A 15,323-nucleotide genomic window follows, 5' to 3' on the forward strand; every position below is an offset into this window, starting at 1 on the left:
GATATAAATCAATAAATACATTGTGATTTACAAAAAGTCTAGCAATCCAAAGATAGTAATTTCAGAATGCCTAATATGAAAATAAAACATGTCATTACCCTCATTGAGATCTTGAGCCATAAGATCGCACTTTGAAATTCCCATATATTTTGTGGCTTCACAATTAGATTATCCGGTATGAGTGTAGAATATTTTCCTGTTTCTGTTTCTCTTTGAGCTGGCGATGTTATCCGTTTTTCTTTTGCCCATTTTTCTTCAATTGCTTTTATTATTGCCGTTCGCGTATCATGGAAAAAACGATGTTTATACAACGCAATCGTTAATGCCAATAGCAATAGTGATCCAAGCATCAAGACCAAACCACTTATGAAGTCGTCATCTATGTACTTATAAGCGGCAGCAAGCGTTACAGAGTTGATTATATTGAGCGATTTCTTCGTCCGTCATATCATACCTCCTGATATCGTGCTTGTCCCATCAGTCTCTAACGTACATGCCCTGAATATGGAAGCTTGTAATTTAGCAAAGGGCGCGTGCAAATTAAATAGAGATATATTATACATGGTTTAAAAGATTTCTTATCCTATTCCTCACACCTAATAATCCTCCAATTCGTTCACAATCTCTTCCGTAATAATTCCTTTCGTTCCGTTCACGCGCTTTCTCTTCGCAACACTTTCCGTAGGATGAATACCTCAGTTTCTTCTATTCCAATTCCACTCGTGCCAATTTCGTTGACAACGACCTCGAGTAATGATATTACTCGGGCACCGTAACAACGTGCTTACAGCACTTGTCACCCCACATTCTGGACTCTTCAACGTTCATCGTGGCGTCAGGATTGATTCCCCGAGCTATTCCCTCGAACATGGGCCACGAGCAGTTGACGCAGACCTTCTCCCACGGTGCGTTGAGCATCTTCACCGCTTCCATTACTGGACAGAAGCCCTCGTTCTCACAAATCACCTTGTTCCCTTCCACCTTCGCGGCCTCGGTCATTCCAGCAACTTGGGACAAAAATGCATTAAGCGCCGCGGCCACGGCATTCGCGTCGTTCCCTTCGATCTTCATGCTGCGCTTGAGGTTCTCGCCCATCATCTTTCCCATTTGCGCGTAATAGTTCTTTGCCACGTCAAATGCACCCTCGCCAAATTTGCTATAGTACGACATTACCAAGCCCACACTTTCCGCTCGTGCTTGGGCAAATCCCATTTGTTTTTCGGTAAGTGCCATCTACATCACCTCCAATTACTGCTTACAGCGGGATGCCATATAAAATTTTCGATTTGAGTTTATTGTGCGAACGCGAATTGAGATCACCTACTGACTCGTTCACGATCCAGAGAGTGCTCCTACACGGTATCCAGCACGTCAATCACTTTTTCCGGTTTCGTGACCACCACAGCACCGTTATGTTTCAGGATGGTAAGCCGTTGAGTGGCTTCGCCATCGGTAAAATCCCGTTTCGCTAGTGGGATCGTTTCAACGACCACGAGCTTTTTACCCTGGTGCGTCAGTGCCAGCTCCGCCGCTTCCACATTCTTGAGGTTACCGAACCCCACGGGGATATTACAGAGCACCACGACGTCCGCTTTCTCGATCTGCTTAAGATGCGCGTTAAAGGTGTCCGCGGTTATCGGCGAGAACGGCGCTTCGGTCACCACGGGAATGTTCAGGAGCTGCGCAACTTCGTGATCGGTATCCAGCAGATTCACCACACCGGCGGTCACGTTGTAACCGCGTTCAGAAAGGAGGTGCATTAGCGATGCGCCCTCACCACCGCCGCAGATCAGATGAACCGTAATCTCGGTGGTTCTCCGTCCCGCCTCGGTTGGGCGTTTTACCGATGCCGGAACCGGAGAGACATAGCACTGGTTCGTCATTTCGTGCCGTTTCACAATAACGTCCGCGCCGAAGGCTGCTTTGATGTTTTCTGCGGTTAACACCTCGTACTGCGAGCCTATCGCGACGATCATGCCCTTGCGTAACAGCACTAACCGATCGCAGTACTGCGCGGCCAAATTGAGGTCGTGGATAACTGCAATGATGATCAGGCCTTCGTGCGCAATCAGGTACTTGAGGAGCTCCATTATCTCGATCTGGTAATTGATATCGAGATGCGACGTCGGCTCATCCAGCAAGAGAACTTTCGGCTCTTGCGTCAGCGCGCGTGCGATGACCACCAGCTGTCGTTCGCCGCCGCTCAGCTCGGTTACCGGCCGTTCCGCCAGATGCCAGCAGTTGGTCAGCTCCATACACCGGCGTGCGATCGCTATATCCTTCTCACTCTCCAGCTCTAATCGTCCCAAATGCGGATTGCGGCCCATGAGCACAATGTCCAGAGCCGAGAAGTCGAAATTGATGGCGGTATCCTGCGGCACCGTCGCGAACTTCCGTGAGAACTCCCGATCCTTCATCTGCTGCACTTGCTCGCCGTTTAAGAGAATCGCGCCCGTTCGCGGCTTCAGGATACGCGCTATCGTTCGAAGGAGCGTTGTCTTGCCCGAACCGTTCGGCCCGATGATCCCTAACAGCTCGCCTCGGGCCGCACTGAAATCAACACTCCCCAGTACCTTCACACACCCGTAGTACGCATCCACATCCTTTATCTCTAACGCCATCGGCAATTAATTACGGTTACGTCGCATCCGTATCCCCTTTTACGGCGATCTTCACCATTGCAGGCCTGATAACCTTCCCACGGAGCAGATAGCCCTTTCTCAGTACTTCTATCACCGTGTTCTCCGGACGGTTTTTGGCACTCTCCTTCGCGACCACTTCGTGCCTGAACGGGTCGAACTGCTTGCCTTCGGCCGCTATCTCCTCGAGCCCTTCGCGTTTCAAAAGCTTGTTGAGCTGCTTCACGGTCATCTCCACACCTTTTACTAGCCCTTCAGCATTGCTATTCTCTTGTGCATGCCCGATCGCAACCTCTAATGCGTCTTTAATCGGCAGCAAATCGAGCACAAAACCTCCACGGAGATAATCGCCAAATTCGCACTTCTCCTTATCCGCTCGCCGTTTATAATTCTCGAAATCGGCCTTCAGGTATTTTAATTGGGTTACGTATTCTTCCTCCTTGCCCGTTGATCGCTCCTCCACTTCTTTACGCTTCGCCGCTAACCCCTCTTCCAGAATCTCCACGGCGTCGCCTATCGCCTCCAGCTTCTTCTCGGTCAGCTCTTCAGCGAGCATCTCTTTTATTCGCGCCAGCTCGGTCGCTACTCCCCTCAGTCCGCCTTTTGCACACGTAAGGTCGCTTAACTCGGCCTCTACCGTCTTACTGCAAGCCTCAACCTCTCGGGACAGGCGATCAATCCGATCCTCAAAGTCCTTTCTCCTGCTCTTTTCACGCTTTGTCATGGTTCATTGAATGCAAAAACTATCCAAGAAACTGTATATTCTTACGTAACGCTCCTTTTTAAATTTGATAGCATGTTCCTGGGCATAGATGTGGGAGGAGCGAATACGAAAATAGCCACCTCCGACGGATTCGTCGATTCGCTGTACGCACCGCTATGGCAGAATAAGGCGTGTCTCTGCGACGTACTGCCAGAAGTGATCCGGAGGTTTGGAACTGAGATAGAAGCAGTCGGCGCGGTGATGACCGGCGAACTCAGCGACTGCTTCGATACAAAACGGGAGGGCGTTTTACAGATAAAGCACGCGCTTGCTGCGACCTTTGAAGCGCCACTCTTCTTCGACAAGAATTGCACGTTCCAAGAGGGGGCGGCAGTGGATAAGGATCCGCTTTCGTTTGCCGCGACCAACTGGCTAGCCTCGGCAACGCTCATCGCTGAGCAGTATCACGATGCGATCTTCGTGGATATCGGCAGCACGACGACCGATGTAATACCAATAGTAAACAGTGAGATACGAGCGCGAAAGACAGACCTTGAACGACTGAAAACTGGCGAACTGATTTATTCCGGCATTTTGCGTACCAATATTGCCACGCTGCTGGATAAGTTCGAAATAGGTGATAACGAAGCGTGCGGCATGTCCTCAGAGCTGTTCGCAATCACCGCGGATGCCTATCTCGTGCTCGGTACTATAACGGAGGCTGATTACAGTTGTAGTAGTCCGAACAGCTATGCCTTTGCGAGTCGAGAAGCTGCTGAGAAAAGCAGAGTAAGCGCGTTGCAGCGGCTGGCACGAGTCGTCTGCAGTGACCTCGAAGAGCTTGGAGAAAAGGGCGCGGTTGCAATTGCAGAGCAGGTAAAGCGGGCACAGGTAAAAGCACTCCAAGCTTCGGTGGGCATGGTGAAAGCGAAATACGGCCTGGAAACGGTCGTAACAGCAGGAATCGGGGACTTCATCGTGCAGGAAGCTGCGGATTCGGAAGATTTGCAGTTCGTATCGCTGGCTTCTCGTTACGGTAAAGCCGTAGCAGCCACGTTCCCAGCATTTGCGGTCGCAAAGCTCTTAGAGTACGGGCCTAATAATAAGCGTGACTAAAAACCCTCTTGGCTTTTCTTTTAGCACAGGTTTTCTTTTTGCAAAAAGAAAAAGTGTAATGATGCGGATCCTAAGTCTAACCGGCGGAGTGGCAAGCGGTAAGAGTCTCGTGCTGCGCACGTTCATGGAACTCGGCGCTTACGTTATCGATTGCGACGTGCTCAGTCGAGAGGTTGTTATACCGTGCTCGAAGGCGTGGTGGGAGATCGTGCGTGTCTTCGGGGGCGATATTTTAGGAAAGGATTTGGCGATAGACCGCAAGAAGCTGCGCGCGATTGTGTTCAGCGATCATACGCAACGCGCGGCATTAGAGGCGATCATGCATCCGGAAGTGAGACGGAAGTGCGTGGAGCGAATAGAAGCGATAAAGAAGATAGATCCGAAGCCAAATGCGCTCGTTGTCGTTGACGTCCCGCTCTTGATAGAGACGGGAATGCAGAATGACTTTGATGCGGTAATCGTCGTTTACACTAGCGAGGAGACGCAGATGAAGCGGTTAATGGCGCGAGACGGCCTAACGAAAGCGGCAGCGCGCAACCTGATCAGATTGCAAATGCCACTGCAGGATAAGCTACAATTCGCCGATTATGTCGTATCGAACGAAGGCACGCGAGAAGAGACGGAGAAGCAAGTGCGTGCTCTGTTTGCGACTTTTACCTCGTAAAAGGCACGTAACCCGTCACCACCGACCCACGCCTATCTCCTTCAAGACATACAGGTCTATCTCATCTGCCAAGTCAGCGAAGCGCTTTTTGAATTCGCGTATCTTATCTAGCTTCTTTTTCGCTAGCCCCGCTTTCTCAAGTTTGTCCTCAAACTCCACCTCTTTATGGAAAAAGGCATCGATCAGACAGAAAATACTCGCTCTATTGAGTTGAAACTCCCTTAACGCGTCCATAGTACCCTCGCCCTTCTTATAGGCTTCGTGTATCACATCAAATTCGTTGAAAATCGCGTCACTATCCTCACAAAATTCGTCCACGGTTTTCAAAAAAATTTCTGAGACTTCTTTCTCTTCAGACATCGCTCTGTAATACTGAATGATAGTCTTGGAATTTAAATAGTTTTTGTTTTCTTTCTCAGCAGCGTTCCCGTTCACATACGTGGCCAATCATCATCTGGCTTTTGCGCCACCACCTCACGCACATCCACCGCGACGCCTCTACGCGATTCTACCATCTCCCAGCCGCTCATCTTCGCTCGACCCACACCAAACGCCTTGTCGCCGGTAAAGACAACCTCATCGTTCACGCGGATATGCTCACCTGCGCTCACAACGCCCGGCGCCAGTATCGACCCCGTAGGAACGAAATCGCCAATGTGCACCGTGTACGTGTACGCCGACATCAGTTCCTTAATTCGCTGCGCACCTGTAAGAGTGAGCACGAGAAGCCCGTATTCGGGCACGATGCGTGCAATCACATTACCACTCATGCTGAGCTTGTATTTTGGATACTTCCCGCTTATTTTCAGTCGTTCGCCTTCTTTACGCGATACGAGCGCGTTTCCCGCACCGAGTCCGAACTGATAATCAGCCATTGCCCTGATCATGCTCAGTTTCTTCTCAAAGCCTGATAATCGTCGTTCATCAACACACAGCTCGACTATTCGGTCTTTAAGCCGAGTCAACGCTTCTCGTGACGTTACGTCCTCGCCTTCCTCACATGTGTACATCACATCTTCTAGTTCCAACTCGTCCGCAACGCCAGAGCCGAGTTCCTTGTACGCTCCGCTGAGATGTGCGACGATGTGCTCATAGTTCTTAGCGTTTCGCTCGATATACGCACGCAAGCACGAGGATACCCACGCACGCTCTTCCGCATCCCAGTAGCCCGTTACGGGGATATCGTAGAACGCGGCGGGGTACACCACTTCCAGCTCACGCGGCACGACACCAAGCGGCGATGTCAGGATAACCTCATGAATGCAGCCGCTATACCGGTCAATCGCTTCGCTGAACTTCTCATGTGAAGGCGACACCGAATACGGCTTTCGTGCTGAGCAGGGCAGGAGCAACAGAATCTGCCGCACGGGGGGTTCGTATCGTTCCCGAACGCGGCTCGCAAATCGCTTCACTTCTATCCTCTTCAGCGATTCCAGCGTATTCGCCATCATGCCGTGATTACGAGCCACCGGTGTCCTTCTCTCGAAATACGCAGCTTCTTCGCGGTCTAAGATTCGTAATACCGCAGTAAAAAACGGTGATGAGCGTACTTTCAGCTCCACGTACTCACGCAAGCTGCCTGCTCGGATGTGCTCTCGTGCCTTCTTCAGCTCCTTCTCCAGCAGCAGCGTATTGTGCTTCGCCAATAACGCCGCTTGCTCCTTTCCCGCTTTTCCACGTAGCTCGTCTGCGGTTAACGAGGAGCAGGCACTACAGGTGCACGGCAGTTCCTCCAGTTCAGTCAGGCTTACAGCACCTTCCTCCGTGTGATAAATGCCCTGGTAGCCCTGGATCATCGCAGTCGTATCATCGATCAGATCCACACCCATGTAGCACAGTAACGCCGCATTCTCCGCCGTTGCAATCGCAGGAGCCCATAATGCGACATCGGGCGGGATCGCGTTGCGCGCATCGATAATGCCGCGGACGAACGCGCGTGGGCTATAAAGCAAAGCGGAAGCATAAGAGAGCACGTAACAATCGACAGATAACGAAGGAATCGCTTCCTGTAACTTGGTAAACAGAGGATGCACCTCAGGCAGGAGCACCGCACCTCGTGGAGCGTCCCACGAATCTTCTTTGAATAGATCACTGAAGTTCGCGTCTTCTACTGAACGCACCTCAAAGCCTTCTTTACCGCTGCTTAAGGATTCAACTTGGAAGAGCAGCGGCGTCTGCTGCTTCTCTCCTGGTAGAGACAAAATACCTAAACGTGCGGCGCCGTCTCGCTTCCTCACTTCGTAAAAGGTGCTCATCTTATAATTTCTAAAATTTCACTAGCTTTTGAAGCTTCAAGTCTAATCCGCGCTAGCTTGAGCGGTATGCCAAATTGGTAGGGTTATTTAATAAACAAGTGAGAAATAGTAGAATAAGGATAAAAATCAGTGATCGGCCATAAGGAGAACAAGAATAATGTCAGCTTTAAAAGCGCGAATGACTGAAATCATCCAGGGGCTGCCGGAGGATGCAACCTACGAGGAGATCATGCGCGAACTTGCTTTCGAACGCATGATAGAGCGCGGGCTGATTGACTCCCGTACCGGAAGGGTTATTTCCAACGAAGAGATGGCTCGGCGGATTCGCTTTTGAAGCTTCAGTTCTAATCTCCGATGGTCTGAATGGTATGCCAAATTGGTAGGGTTATTTAATGGGCAAGTGAGAAATAATAGGATAAAGCTAAAAAGCATTAGCCACCTATTCAACAAAAAAGGGAAGAACAATGGCGACCGAAAACGAAAAGAAAGAGACCAAAAAGCAACAACACGAGAAGAAGCGTGCTTACATTTCCCAGTCCGACATCCCAATTTATGACATCGAAGGAGCCCTACGGGTTGCACGTGCGCTAGTCGAGAATTATGCAGGCAGGCCTGCGACGCCTCTTCAGGTTGCATCCGCACTCAACATGACCCCATCCTCTAGTACTTTCAAAAATCTATGCGGGGCGTCTATTGCGTATGGTTTTACCAAGGGAGGATCCTCTGCGAAGGAGATAGTGGTTGAGCCATTAGCGAAACGTATTTTGCAACCAACTAAAGAAGGTGACGACATAGCGGCTAAACGAGAGGCAGCACTGAAACCCAGGATCATAGGTGATTTCGTCAAAAAGTACAAGAACGCTCCACTGCCAAGGCGCGACATAGCCCTCAACGTGATCGCTGAAATGGGCGTTCCTAGGGAAAGATTAGAGTCTGTGTACACTATGATCTTAGACACGGCACAAAGTGTGGGATTTGTTAGGGAGATAAAAGACAAACAATTTATTGATTTTAGTGGTGTACCTGAGCCTATCAAAATAGAAGGGGAAGAAAAAGAGGAAGAAGAACTAGCCGGAGAGGAAGCAACTCAACTAGGTCCAACAAAGGAACATGAACTCCCGGGCAAACGTGAGGAGTTGGGTAAAGGTATCTTCATTGGCCATGGAAAGAATAAGAAGCCATTGGAACAACTGAAGCGAATTCTTGATCAGTCAAGGTTCCCTATAAAATCTCCATAGATGAACCAAATCTTGGACGCCCCATTGGTACAAAGGTCAAGGAGATAATGCAGTCATGTAATTGTGCTATTTTGATATTCACCGCCGATGAGGAATTCTTTGATAAAGATGGCAATTCGATATGGCGTCCAAGTGAGAACGTAGTACACGAACTAGGGGCAGCAGGATACCTTTACGGCAGCAGAATCGTGATATTAAAAGAGGAATCAGTGGAGTTCCCGAGCAACTTCAGAGACCTAGGTTATATCTCTTTCACAAAAGATCAGCTAGAAGCTAAATCAATGGATTTAATTAAAGAGTTGGTTGGATTCGGGATACTCAAGATTTCAACATGAGATAGCTGGCTATTTGCTTAATTTTGATGGCCTAGGAGTTTCTGAATCAACCGCGGTTTTAATTGATTTTCAAAAAGTTATTTATGTACAAGTAAGGAATGATAAAAATAAAAGGATATAGTTAAGCCTACGAGGAGAAAAGAAAAATGCCTTCTAAAAAAGACGTTAATGATGCATGGGAAGAAGGTAAACCTATTCGAGGAAAGAATCAAAACATTTGGCGTAAAGACCCTTACGGTAATGTGATTCGCCGAGGATCATACGGAACTAAAGGGGAGTATGGATGGGAATTGGATCACAGAAAGCCAAAGAGTACAGGCGGAACCGATAGCGATAGGAATATTCAGCCTGCACACTGGAAAGAGAATAGGGAAAAGTCTGACAAGTACCCATATAAAAAGAGTAATTGAATGAATCAGTCTAGACTGCTCTGAGACTGGAGAAACGCTGGTGCATTTCCGAATTCTCTTCTGATTACCCCTCTTCACCCTTCCAGATACTTTCCCACGCCCTTATAATCAAACGTCTCCGCATCGAGCACATTCCTGATGAAGTTAAACAACTTCCTCCTCGTCTCCAGCGAGATATGCGGGTACCAGACCGGCGAGGCAACGACAAGCCCGCGGAACGCATAAAACGGCTTGATTGCCTTTAACAGCTCATAATCGCCCGTCTTCTCAAGGTAAACGTCAAAGAACAGCTTGAATAACGCCTTGAAATCCGTATCAACTTCTTTGCCGTCGGTTTTGAGCAGCCCGAAGAAGAGATAGTTGATCGTCATCGCGGTTACGTCATCCGCCGCTTCGCCCCATTCGCCCCTGCTGCGGTCGAGCACGGTAAAATCCGTGCCCTCCCTGAACATGACGTTCCAGGGATGGAAATCGCCGTGCACCATGCATAACCGCTTTGTTCGCGCCTTCAGTTCCCAGCGCCAGTCGATACAACGCTTCTCTATCTCTTTCAGTTCGTCGTTTGTAATGAACTTATTATCTGAGGGATAACTGTCGGTCAGTCCGAAGATGCATTCGCTGTGCCCCACCAGCTCCCGGATCCGTCGCACGTACAGTTCTGCCTCGTCGCTCTTAACCGCGTGGATATCCGCCAAATAGGAAGCCATCGCCGCTACCCGCTCCTTATCCAGCTCCCGCAGGCTCCCGCCATCTCGTAACCTATTTAAATCATTGACGTATTCCGAGCCTTCCACCTTATCGCAGACAATGAAAAACTCTTCGGCATCGCCTGCCGATGCCATCGTTCCGTCCTTCGTGAGGTACCCGACGTCGAGCGATCGCACGTGCTTCGGCAGCGTATTGAACGCGTGATGCTGCCAGAGCAGGATTCCTGCACGATCCGAGAAATGGTCGTGCCCGAACCCGTCACCCTTCATCGTCGAGATCACCACGTCCCGTACTTCGCCGGTGTCGCCGCGCTCGAACGTCACGAAATACGGCTTGCCGTACCCGAACCCTTTTACGTCCTGCTCTTTGCCTTCCACCGGCCCGGACTCAAGGCCCAGCTCTTTTACACTCATGAGTCTTACCGGCGTTCCAAACGTGCGCTCTAAATACGCTCGTATCTTATCGTTCATCGATCTCCGAAGTAACTTTTATATCTTGCCCCCTTAAATCTATTTCTCATGATAGGATTAGTCTCGTATGGCGTGTACGTGCCCTCTTACAGGATAAGGGTGGACGATATAGCGAACCAATGGGGCGAAAATGCCGCGAGTATCAAAGCCGGGCTGCTTGTCGAGGAGAAGGCCGTGCCGGATGTCGACGAGGATACCACGACCATAGCAGTAGAGGCTGCTCGGGCTGCTATTCGGCGCGCGAACCTCGACCCGACGGATATCGGCGCTATCTACGTCGGTTCGGAAAGCCACCCGTACGCCGTCAAACCTACCGCCACCATCGTTGCTGCTGCGATCGGCGCTTCCTATTCCATCACCGCTGCGGACTTCGAGTTCGCCTGTAAAGCTGGTACTGCAGCCATACAAACGTGTATGGGGCTCGTATCGCTCAAAGCGATAAAATACGGGCTTGCAATCGGCGCGGACGTCTCACAATCACGCCCCGACGATGCCTTAGAATTCTCCGCAGGTGCCGGCGGCGCGGCTTTTGTCGTCGGGCAAGACCATATCGTCGCGGAGATCGAGAACTATGCGTCGTTTACCTCTGATACGCCTGATTTCTGGCGCAGAGAACTCCAGCCATACCCCGCACACAGCGGGCGCTTCACCGGCGAGCCTGCTTATTTCCGGCATACCCTCTCAGCCTCAAAGATGCTTATGGAAAAAACCGGACTCCAACCATCCGATTTCGATTACGCCGTGTTCCATCAGCCAAACGGTAAATTCCCGCTCAAGGCTGCGAAAACTCTCGGGTTCACCACCGAACAGCTCAAGCCTGGCTTGATGGTAACGCACTTCGGGAACACGTATTCGGCAGCGTCGTTGATTGGACTCGCAGCGACCCTCGACCAGGCGTCGCCCTCGCAACGGATATTACTAACCTCCTTCGGCTCAGGTGCTGGTTCAGACTCGTTTGCATTCCGCGTGACCGATCGCATCGAGGAGCTGCGGAACCGCGCACCAAAGGTCGCGGACTTCATTCATGCCGGTAAGTATCTCGATTACGCCGGGTATGCCAAGCATCAAAGGAAAATAAGGATGTGAACTAATGAAATGAGAGAAGTAGCGATAATAGGTGCGGGAACGACGAAATTCGGCGAACTCTGGGAGAAATCGTTCCGGGACATCGCAGTAGAGGCGGGTTTGAAGGCGATCGAGGACGCAGGGATCAGCGGCGATGAGATACAGGCGCTCTATGGCGGGAATATGTCTGCAGGCCGATTCACCGGGCAAGAGCATACCGGGCCACTGATCGCCGATTACGCTGGGTTAGCTCGATTACACCTTCCTACCACGAGTGTAGAAGCTGCGTGCGCTTCCGGCGCTCTTGCATTGCATTTAGCCGTGCTCGCGGTAGCTTCCGGTTGGTACGACCTCGTAATAGCTGCGGGTGTGGAGAAGATGACCGATGTGGAGCCGGATGTAGCGGAGGATCTGCTTGCCTCTTCTGTCGATCGGAAATGGGAAGCGATTTACGGTGCGACCCTGCCGGCCTTATTCGCGATGATGGCGCGGACACACATGGAGCGCTACAACACGACGAGCGAGCAAATGGCCCGGGTTGCGGCAAAGAATCACGCTAACGCTATTCACAACCCGTATGCACAATTCCGGAATACGATAAGCGTAGAAGGCGTGCTTGCTTCGCCCATTGTTGCGGATCCGCTCCACATGTTGGACTGCTCGAGCATCGCAGATGGTGCGGCTGCGGTCGTTCTATGCGCTGCTGACAAGGCGAGGGATTACTCTGATTCACCAGTCTATGTGAAAGCATCCGCGCAGACGAGTGATACCATCTCGCTCCACGATCGACGCGACATCACCACGATGGATGCAACGCTATGTGCGGCGAAGAAGGCGTATCAGCGGGCATCTTTAGAGCCGTCACAGATCGATTTCGCCGAAGTGCACGATTCTTATACGATTTCTGAACTGATTGCCATCGAAGATTTAGGGTTCTGTAACAAAGGCGAAGGTGGCGTTGTTACCGAAGAAGGTGAGACGGAAATAGGCGGTCGTATACCGGTAAATCCTTCTGGCGGCTTGAAGGCGTGCGGACATCCTCTTGGCGCAACGGGCATAAGGCAGACAGTGGAAATAACGCAGCAACTCCGAGGAGAAGCAGGAAAACGGCAGGTCCCTAACGCTGAAGTCGGACTGACGCATAATATCGGTGGAACCGGAGCGACAGCCATCGTACACATCTTCTCTCGTTAGTTCCACTCGAAGTGCAACCGTAAGTGTTATGACAACCTATAAATAAGGTTACTTCCAACAGCTTACATCATTGCAAATTGTATCGAGATGGGGCCGTGCGGAGATAAACTAAACTATGGATAACCTATTTAAAGACCTGATAAACGATGGGGAGATATTCGCAAATAAGGAGGTGCTTCGTCCTACCTATATCCCTGAAAACCTACCGCACCGGAGGAAGCAAATAAGAAGCTTGGCCGATATCCTCTCCTCCGCGTTAAAAGGGGAAACACCCTCCAATATCCTTATTTACGGTAAGACCGGGACGGGGAAGACCTCCACGGTAAAATACGTAAGTAAAGAATTGGAGGATATGGCACAGAAGACGGGCAGTAATTGCTCCCTGCTGTATATCAACAGTGAGATGTTCGATACCCAGTATCGCATATTTGCCTATCTCGCCCGTGTCTTTAACAAACACGTTCCGATGATCGGCTGGCCGACCGACATGGTCTATGCGGAGTTCAAGAGCGGAATAGATGCGGAGAAACGCCACGTAATTGTTATATTAGACGAAGTGGACAAGTTGGCGAGCAAAGGAGATGAAGCGTTATATAACCTCTCGCGGATAAACGGCGAGTTAACGAATGCGCGGGTAAGTCTTATCGGGATCTCGAACGACCTTACTTTCACAGACCTTTTGGACCCGCGCGTAAAGTCCTCGTTGGGCGAAGAGGAGATAATATTTCCGCCTTACGATGCCGATCAGTTGAAAGATATCCTGTATGCGCGGGCTGATAAGGCGTTTAGGGTGAATACGCTTGGTGATCCCGTGATTCCACTCTGCGCGGCACTCGCGGCGTCTGAGCATGGCGATGCACGGCGCGCTCTTGACCTGCTCCGGGTATCCGGCGAACTCGCGGAACGTGCAGGCGCGAAAACGGTAGGTGAGGATCATGTGAGACAGGCAAGCGACAAGATTGAAACAAACCGAGTGACGGAAGTGGTAAAAACGCTGCCGCTCCAATCAAAGATTGTGCTCAGTAGTATCCTCATTTTAAGCCGCGAGCGAACCAAAAGGCGGTTCTCCAGCGGCGAAGTGTATACTATGTATCGGCGTTTGTGCAACCATTTGGGCATGGATGCCCTAACACAGCGGCGTGTTACCGATTTCATCTCGGAATTGGACATCCTGGGCTTGGTCAATGCGGTGATCGTGAGCAAGGGCAGATACGGACGGACGAAGGAGATCTCCCTCAGTGTGCCGGAAGAGTGCGTGCGACCGGTATTGCTTGAAGACTATAAACTTAAAGCAATATCTTCTATTAGAGTAAGACAGCAGATAACATTGTAGGGGGATGAAAGATGAGCGATAAAGAAGAAAAAGGGAAAAAGAAGGGAAAGCAGACGACGGGGCATGTCACGTTCGAGGTACCGGACGAGTTGCAGACCAAATCCTTAGAAGCGGTCGAGTTGGCAAGGACGACAGGCACCATAAAGAAAGGAACGAACGAATCCACAAAGACCATCGAAAGAGGACTGGCGAAATTAGTGGTTATAAGTGAGGATATTACTCCACCGGAGATTGCCATGCATCTTCCACCGCTGTGTGAAGAGAAGGGTATTCCGTACTTGTACGTTAAAAGCCAGAGAGATTTAGGTGCTGCTTGTGGTATTAACAAAGGTTGCGCCTCTGTTGCCATCGTGGACCCCGGAAAAGCTGGAGAGGCGATTGATAAGATCGCTGAGGAGCTTAAGAAGCTAACAGAGTAAGTACCTGATGAGTGAGTGAGTACGTGAGTAAAAGGCAAGGTAAGAAATGAGCGAAGAAGGGGGAACACCGGCAGAGGTCTTAGAGATCGTGGGTAGGACCGGAATGCACGGTGAGTCCATACAGGTGAAGTGCAAGATCCTTGATGGCGTTAACAAGGGCCGGATCCTCACGAGGAACTGCATTGGCCCGATAAAAGTGGGTGATGTCTTAGTGCTCGTAGAGACGGCAAGAGAAGTGCGGAAACTACATACGAGGAGGTAACGAGAGAATGGAAATCAAATGCTCTTTTTGCGATACGTCTTTAGAGCCCGGAACCGGGAAGATGTTTGTGAAGCGCGATGGAACTGTTCTTTATTTCTGTAGTTCTAAGTGCGAACGCAACATGCTGAAATTGAGGCGAAAGAGCAGGAAATTAAAGTGGGCTGCAGGGTCAAAGGAATAGCCAGACCAGCCGACTGACGAATTCCCGCCCGTTCTCTCCTTTCCTTTGTTTTATTTTGTTTTGTTCTGTTTCGTTTCGTCACGCACCGCCAGTAGTTTTTATGGGGGTTTATATAACAAAAGCCCCGACCACTCCACACCCAATTATAGTCTGGCACCTAAGTTTTAATACTAATCACAAATACTACTGCCCCGATTATCCTTCAAATAGCGAATAGCCCGTAACTTGTAGAAATAGTAGTCCTAAATATTCGGTGATGTCCTAACTTTCATGACTCACTTTGAACATCAATAATTCCTCCCATGTCCAAACGTGATCTGTAATGCCCTCA

The 15,323-nt window shown here is 50.2% G+C and carries 18 protein-coding genes; 12 read left to right on the forward strand and 6 right to left on the reverse strand.

The window, feature by feature from the left end; translation table 11 throughout:
• Positions 1–759: 759 nt before the first annotated feature.
• The 3 genes from JW878_01950 to JW878_01960 all read right to left on the reverse strand — a co-directional run bounded on the left by JW878_01950 (position 760) and on the right by JW878_01960 (position 3,363).
• Positions 760–1,233 carry a hypothetical protein gene (locus JW878_01950; protein MBN1761829.1) on the reverse strand — a complete coding sequence of 158 codons (474 nt, stop codon included), beginning with the start codon at positions 1,231–1,233 and terminating at the stop codon, positions 760–762.
• Positions 1,234–1,352: 119 nt separating this feature from the next.
• Positions 1,353–2,621, reverse strand: a complete 1,269-nt coding sequence (locus JW878_01955; protein MBN1761830.1) for an ATP-binding cassette domain-containing protein — start codon at positions 2,619–2,621, stop codon at positions 1,353–1,355.
• Positions 2,622–2,637: 16 nt separating this feature from the next.
• Positions 2,638–3,363, reverse strand: a complete 726-nt coding sequence (locus JW878_01960) for a nucleotide exchange factor GrpE (protein MBN1761831.1) — start codon at positions 3,361–3,363, stop codon at positions 2,638–2,640.
• A gap of 72 nt (positions 3,364–3,435) precedes the next feature.
• Between JW878_01960 and JW878_01965 the strand changes: the two genes are divergently transcribed.
• Both JW878_01965 and JW878_01970 read left to right on the forward strand, forming a co-directional pair.
• Complete coding sequence (locus tag JW878_01965) at positions 3,436–4,458, forward strand: H4MPT-linked C1 transfer pathway protein (GenBank protein MBN1761832.1); 1,023 nt, start codon at positions 3,436–3,438, stop codon at positions 4,456–4,458.
• A gap of 58 nt (positions 4,459–4,516) precedes the next feature.
• Entirely contained in the window at positions 4,517–5,122 is a 606-nt protein-coding gene (locus tag JW878_01970) for a dephospho-CoA kinase (GenBank protein MBN1761833.1), read from the forward strand.
• A 15-nt stretch (positions 5,123–5,137) separates the two neighbouring features.
• On the opposite strand, the gene JW878_01975 is transcribed toward JW878_01970, so the two are convergent.
• A complete protein-coding gene (locus tag JW878_01975; GenBank protein ID MBN1761834.1) occupies positions 5,138–5,482 on the reverse strand; it encodes a hypothetical protein in 345 nt (114 codons plus the stop codon).
• 71 nt (positions 5,483–5,553) lie between these two features.
• Positions 5,554–7,377: a DUF5591 domain-containing protein gene (locus JW878_01980; GenBank protein MBN1761835.1), complete on the reverse strand. Its 1,824-nt coding sequence runs from the start codon at positions 7,375–7,377 to the stop codon at positions 5,554–5,556.
• A 157-nt stretch (positions 7,378–7,534) separates the two neighbouring features.
• Here JW878_01980 and JW878_01985 point away from each other — a divergent pair, with 157 nt between their 5' ends.
• The 4 genes from JW878_01985 to JW878_02000 all read left to right on the forward strand — a co-directional run bounded on the left by JW878_01985 (position 7,535) and on the right by JW878_02000 (position 9,360).
• Complete coding sequence (locus JW878_01985) at positions 7,535–7,711, forward strand: hypothetical protein (protein ID MBN1761836.1); 177 nt, start codon at positions 7,535–7,537, stop codon at positions 7,709–7,711.
• A 130-nt stretch (positions 7,712–7,841) separates the two neighbouring features.
• Entirely contained in the window at positions 7,842–8,615 is a 774-nt protein-coding gene (locus JW878_01990) for a hypothetical protein (protein ID MBN1761837.1), read from the forward strand.
• Positions 8,606–8,950, forward strand: coding sequence for a nucleotide-binding protein (locus JW878_01995; protein ID MBN1761838.1), 345 nt, complete (start codon positions 8,606–8,608; stop codon positions 8,948–8,950). The genes JW878_01990 and JW878_01995 overlap by 10 nt, the downstream gene beginning before the upstream one ends.
• 146 nt (positions 8,951–9,096) lie before the next feature.
• On the forward strand, positions 9,097–9,360 hold the full coding sequence (locus tag JW878_02000; GenBank protein ID MBN1761839.1) for an HNH endonuclease: 264 nt from the start codon (positions 9,097–9,099) through the stop codon (positions 9,358–9,360).
• 74 nt (positions 9,361–9,434) lie between these two features.
• Here the strand turns inward: JW878_02000 and JW878_02005 are convergent, their stop codons facing one another.
• Complete coding sequence (locus tag JW878_02005) at positions 9,435–10,538, reverse strand: aminoglycoside phosphotransferase family protein (GenBank protein MBN1761840.1); 1,104 nt, start codon at positions 10,536–10,538, stop codon at positions 9,435–9,437.
• Positions 10,539–10,586: 48 nt separating this feature from the next.
• On the opposite strand from JW878_02005, the gene JW878_02010 reads away from it, so the two are divergent.
• From JW878_02010 to JW878_02035, 6 genes are all read left to right on the forward strand, one after another.
• Positions 10,587–11,624, forward strand: coding sequence for a hydroxymethylglutaryl-CoA synthase (locus JW878_02010; GenBank protein ID MBN1761841.1), 1,038 nt, complete (start codon positions 10,587–10,589; stop codon positions 11,622–11,624).
• Positions 11,625–11,633: 9 nt separating this feature from the next.
• Positions 11,634–12,797, forward strand: a complete 1,164-nt coding sequence (locus JW878_02015) for a thiolase domain-containing protein (GenBank protein MBN1761842.1) — start codon at positions 11,634–11,636, stop codon at positions 12,795–12,797.
• Between the two features lie 115 nt (positions 12,798–12,912).
• Positions 12,913–14,130: an ORC1-type DNA replication protein gene (locus tag JW878_02020; protein ID MBN1761843.1), complete on the forward strand. Its 1,218-nt coding sequence runs from the start codon at positions 12,913–12,915 to the stop codon at positions 14,128–14,130.
• A gap of 11 nt (positions 14,131–14,141) precedes the next feature.
• Entirely contained in the window at positions 14,142–14,549 is a 408-nt protein-coding gene (locus JW878_02025; protein MBN1761844.1) for a 50S ribosomal protein L7ae, read from the forward strand.
• Positions 14,550–14,595: 46 nt separating this feature from the next.
• Complete coding sequence (locus JW878_02030; protein MBN1761845.1) at positions 14,596–14,811, forward strand: 30S ribosomal protein S28e; 216 nt, start codon at positions 14,596–14,598, stop codon at positions 14,809–14,811.
• Positions 14,812–14,818: 7 nt separating this feature from the next.
• Positions 14,819–14,992: a 50S ribosomal protein L24e gene (locus JW878_02035; GenBank protein ID MBN1761846.1), complete on the forward strand. Its 174-nt coding sequence runs from the start codon at positions 14,819–14,821 to the stop codon at positions 14,990–14,992.
• The last annotated feature ends 331 nt before the right edge of the window (positions 14,993–15,323 follow it).

Source organism: Methanomicrobia archaeon (assembly GCA_016930255.1).
Classification (GTDB): Archaea; Halobacteriota; Syntropharchaeia; order Alkanophagales; family Methanospirareceae; genus JACGMN01.

Bases quoted from the DNA above. Each gene is read 5' to 3' on its own strand.
- JW878_02025 (MBN1761844.1), top strand. From the start codon at position 14,142: ATGAGCGATAAAGAAGAAAAAGGGAAAAAGAAGGGAAAGCAGACGACG.
- JW878_01955 (MBN1761830.1), bottom strand. From the start codon at position 2,621: ATGGCGTTAGAGATAAAGGATGTGGATGCGTACTACGGGTGTGTGAAG.
- JW878_01980 (MBN1761835.1), bottom strand. From the start codon at position 7,377: ATGAGCACCTTTTACGAAGTGAGGAAGCGAGACGGCGCCGCACGTTTA.
- JW878_02020 (MBN1761843.1), top strand. From the start codon at position 12,913: ATGGATAACCTATTTAAAGACCTGATAAACGATGGGGAGATATTCGCA.
- JW878_02035 (MBN1761846.1), top strand. From the start codon at position 14,819: ATGGAAATCAAATGCTCTTTTTGCGATACGTCTTTAGAGCCCGGAACC.
- JW878_01990 (MBN1761837.1), top strand. From the start codon at position 7,842: ATGGCGACCGAAAACGAAAAGAAAGAGACCAAAAAGCAACAACACGAG.
- JW878_01975 (MBN1761834.1), bottom strand. From the start codon at position 5,482: ATGTCTGAAGAGAAAGAAGTCTCAGAAATTTTTTTGAAAACCGTGGAC.
- JW878_02030 (MBN1761845.1), top strand. From the start codon at position 14,596: ATGAGCGAAGAAGGGGGAACACCGGCAGAGGTCTTAGAGATCGTGGGT.
- JW878_01970 (MBN1761833.1), top strand. From the start codon at position 4,517: ATGATGCGGATCCTAAGTCTAACCGGCGGAGTGGCAAGCGGTAAGAGT.
- JW878_02000 (MBN1761839.1), top strand. From the start codon at position 9,097: ATGCCTTCTAAAAAAGACGTTAATGATGCATGGGAAGAAGGTAAACCT.
- JW878_01965 (MBN1761832.1), top strand. From the start codon at position 3,436: ATGTTCCTGGGCATAGATGTGGGAGGAGCGAATACGAAAATAGCCACC.
- JW878_01960 (MBN1761831.1), bottom strand. From the start codon at position 3,363: ATGACAAAGCGTGAAAAGAGCAGGAGAAAGGACTTTGAGGATCGGATT.
- JW878_02005 (MBN1761840.1), bottom strand. From the start codon at position 10,538: ATGAACGATAAGATACGAGCGTATTTAGAGCGCACGTTTGGAACGCCG.
- JW878_01950 (MBN1761829.1), bottom strand. From the start codon at position 1,233: ATGGCACTTACCGAAAAACAAATGGGATTTGCCCAAGCACGAGCGGAA.
- JW878_02015 (MBN1761842.1), top strand. From the start codon at position 11,634: ATGAGAGAAGTAGCGATAATAGGTGCGGGAACGACGAAATTCGGCGAA.
- JW878_02010 (MBN1761841.1), top strand. From the start codon at position 10,587: ATGATAGGATTAGTCTCGTATGGCGTGTACGTGCCCTCTTACAGGATA.
- JW878_01985 (MBN1761836.1), top strand. From the start codon at position 7,535: ATGTCAGCTTTAAAAGCGCGAATGACTGAAATCATCCAGGGGCTGCCG.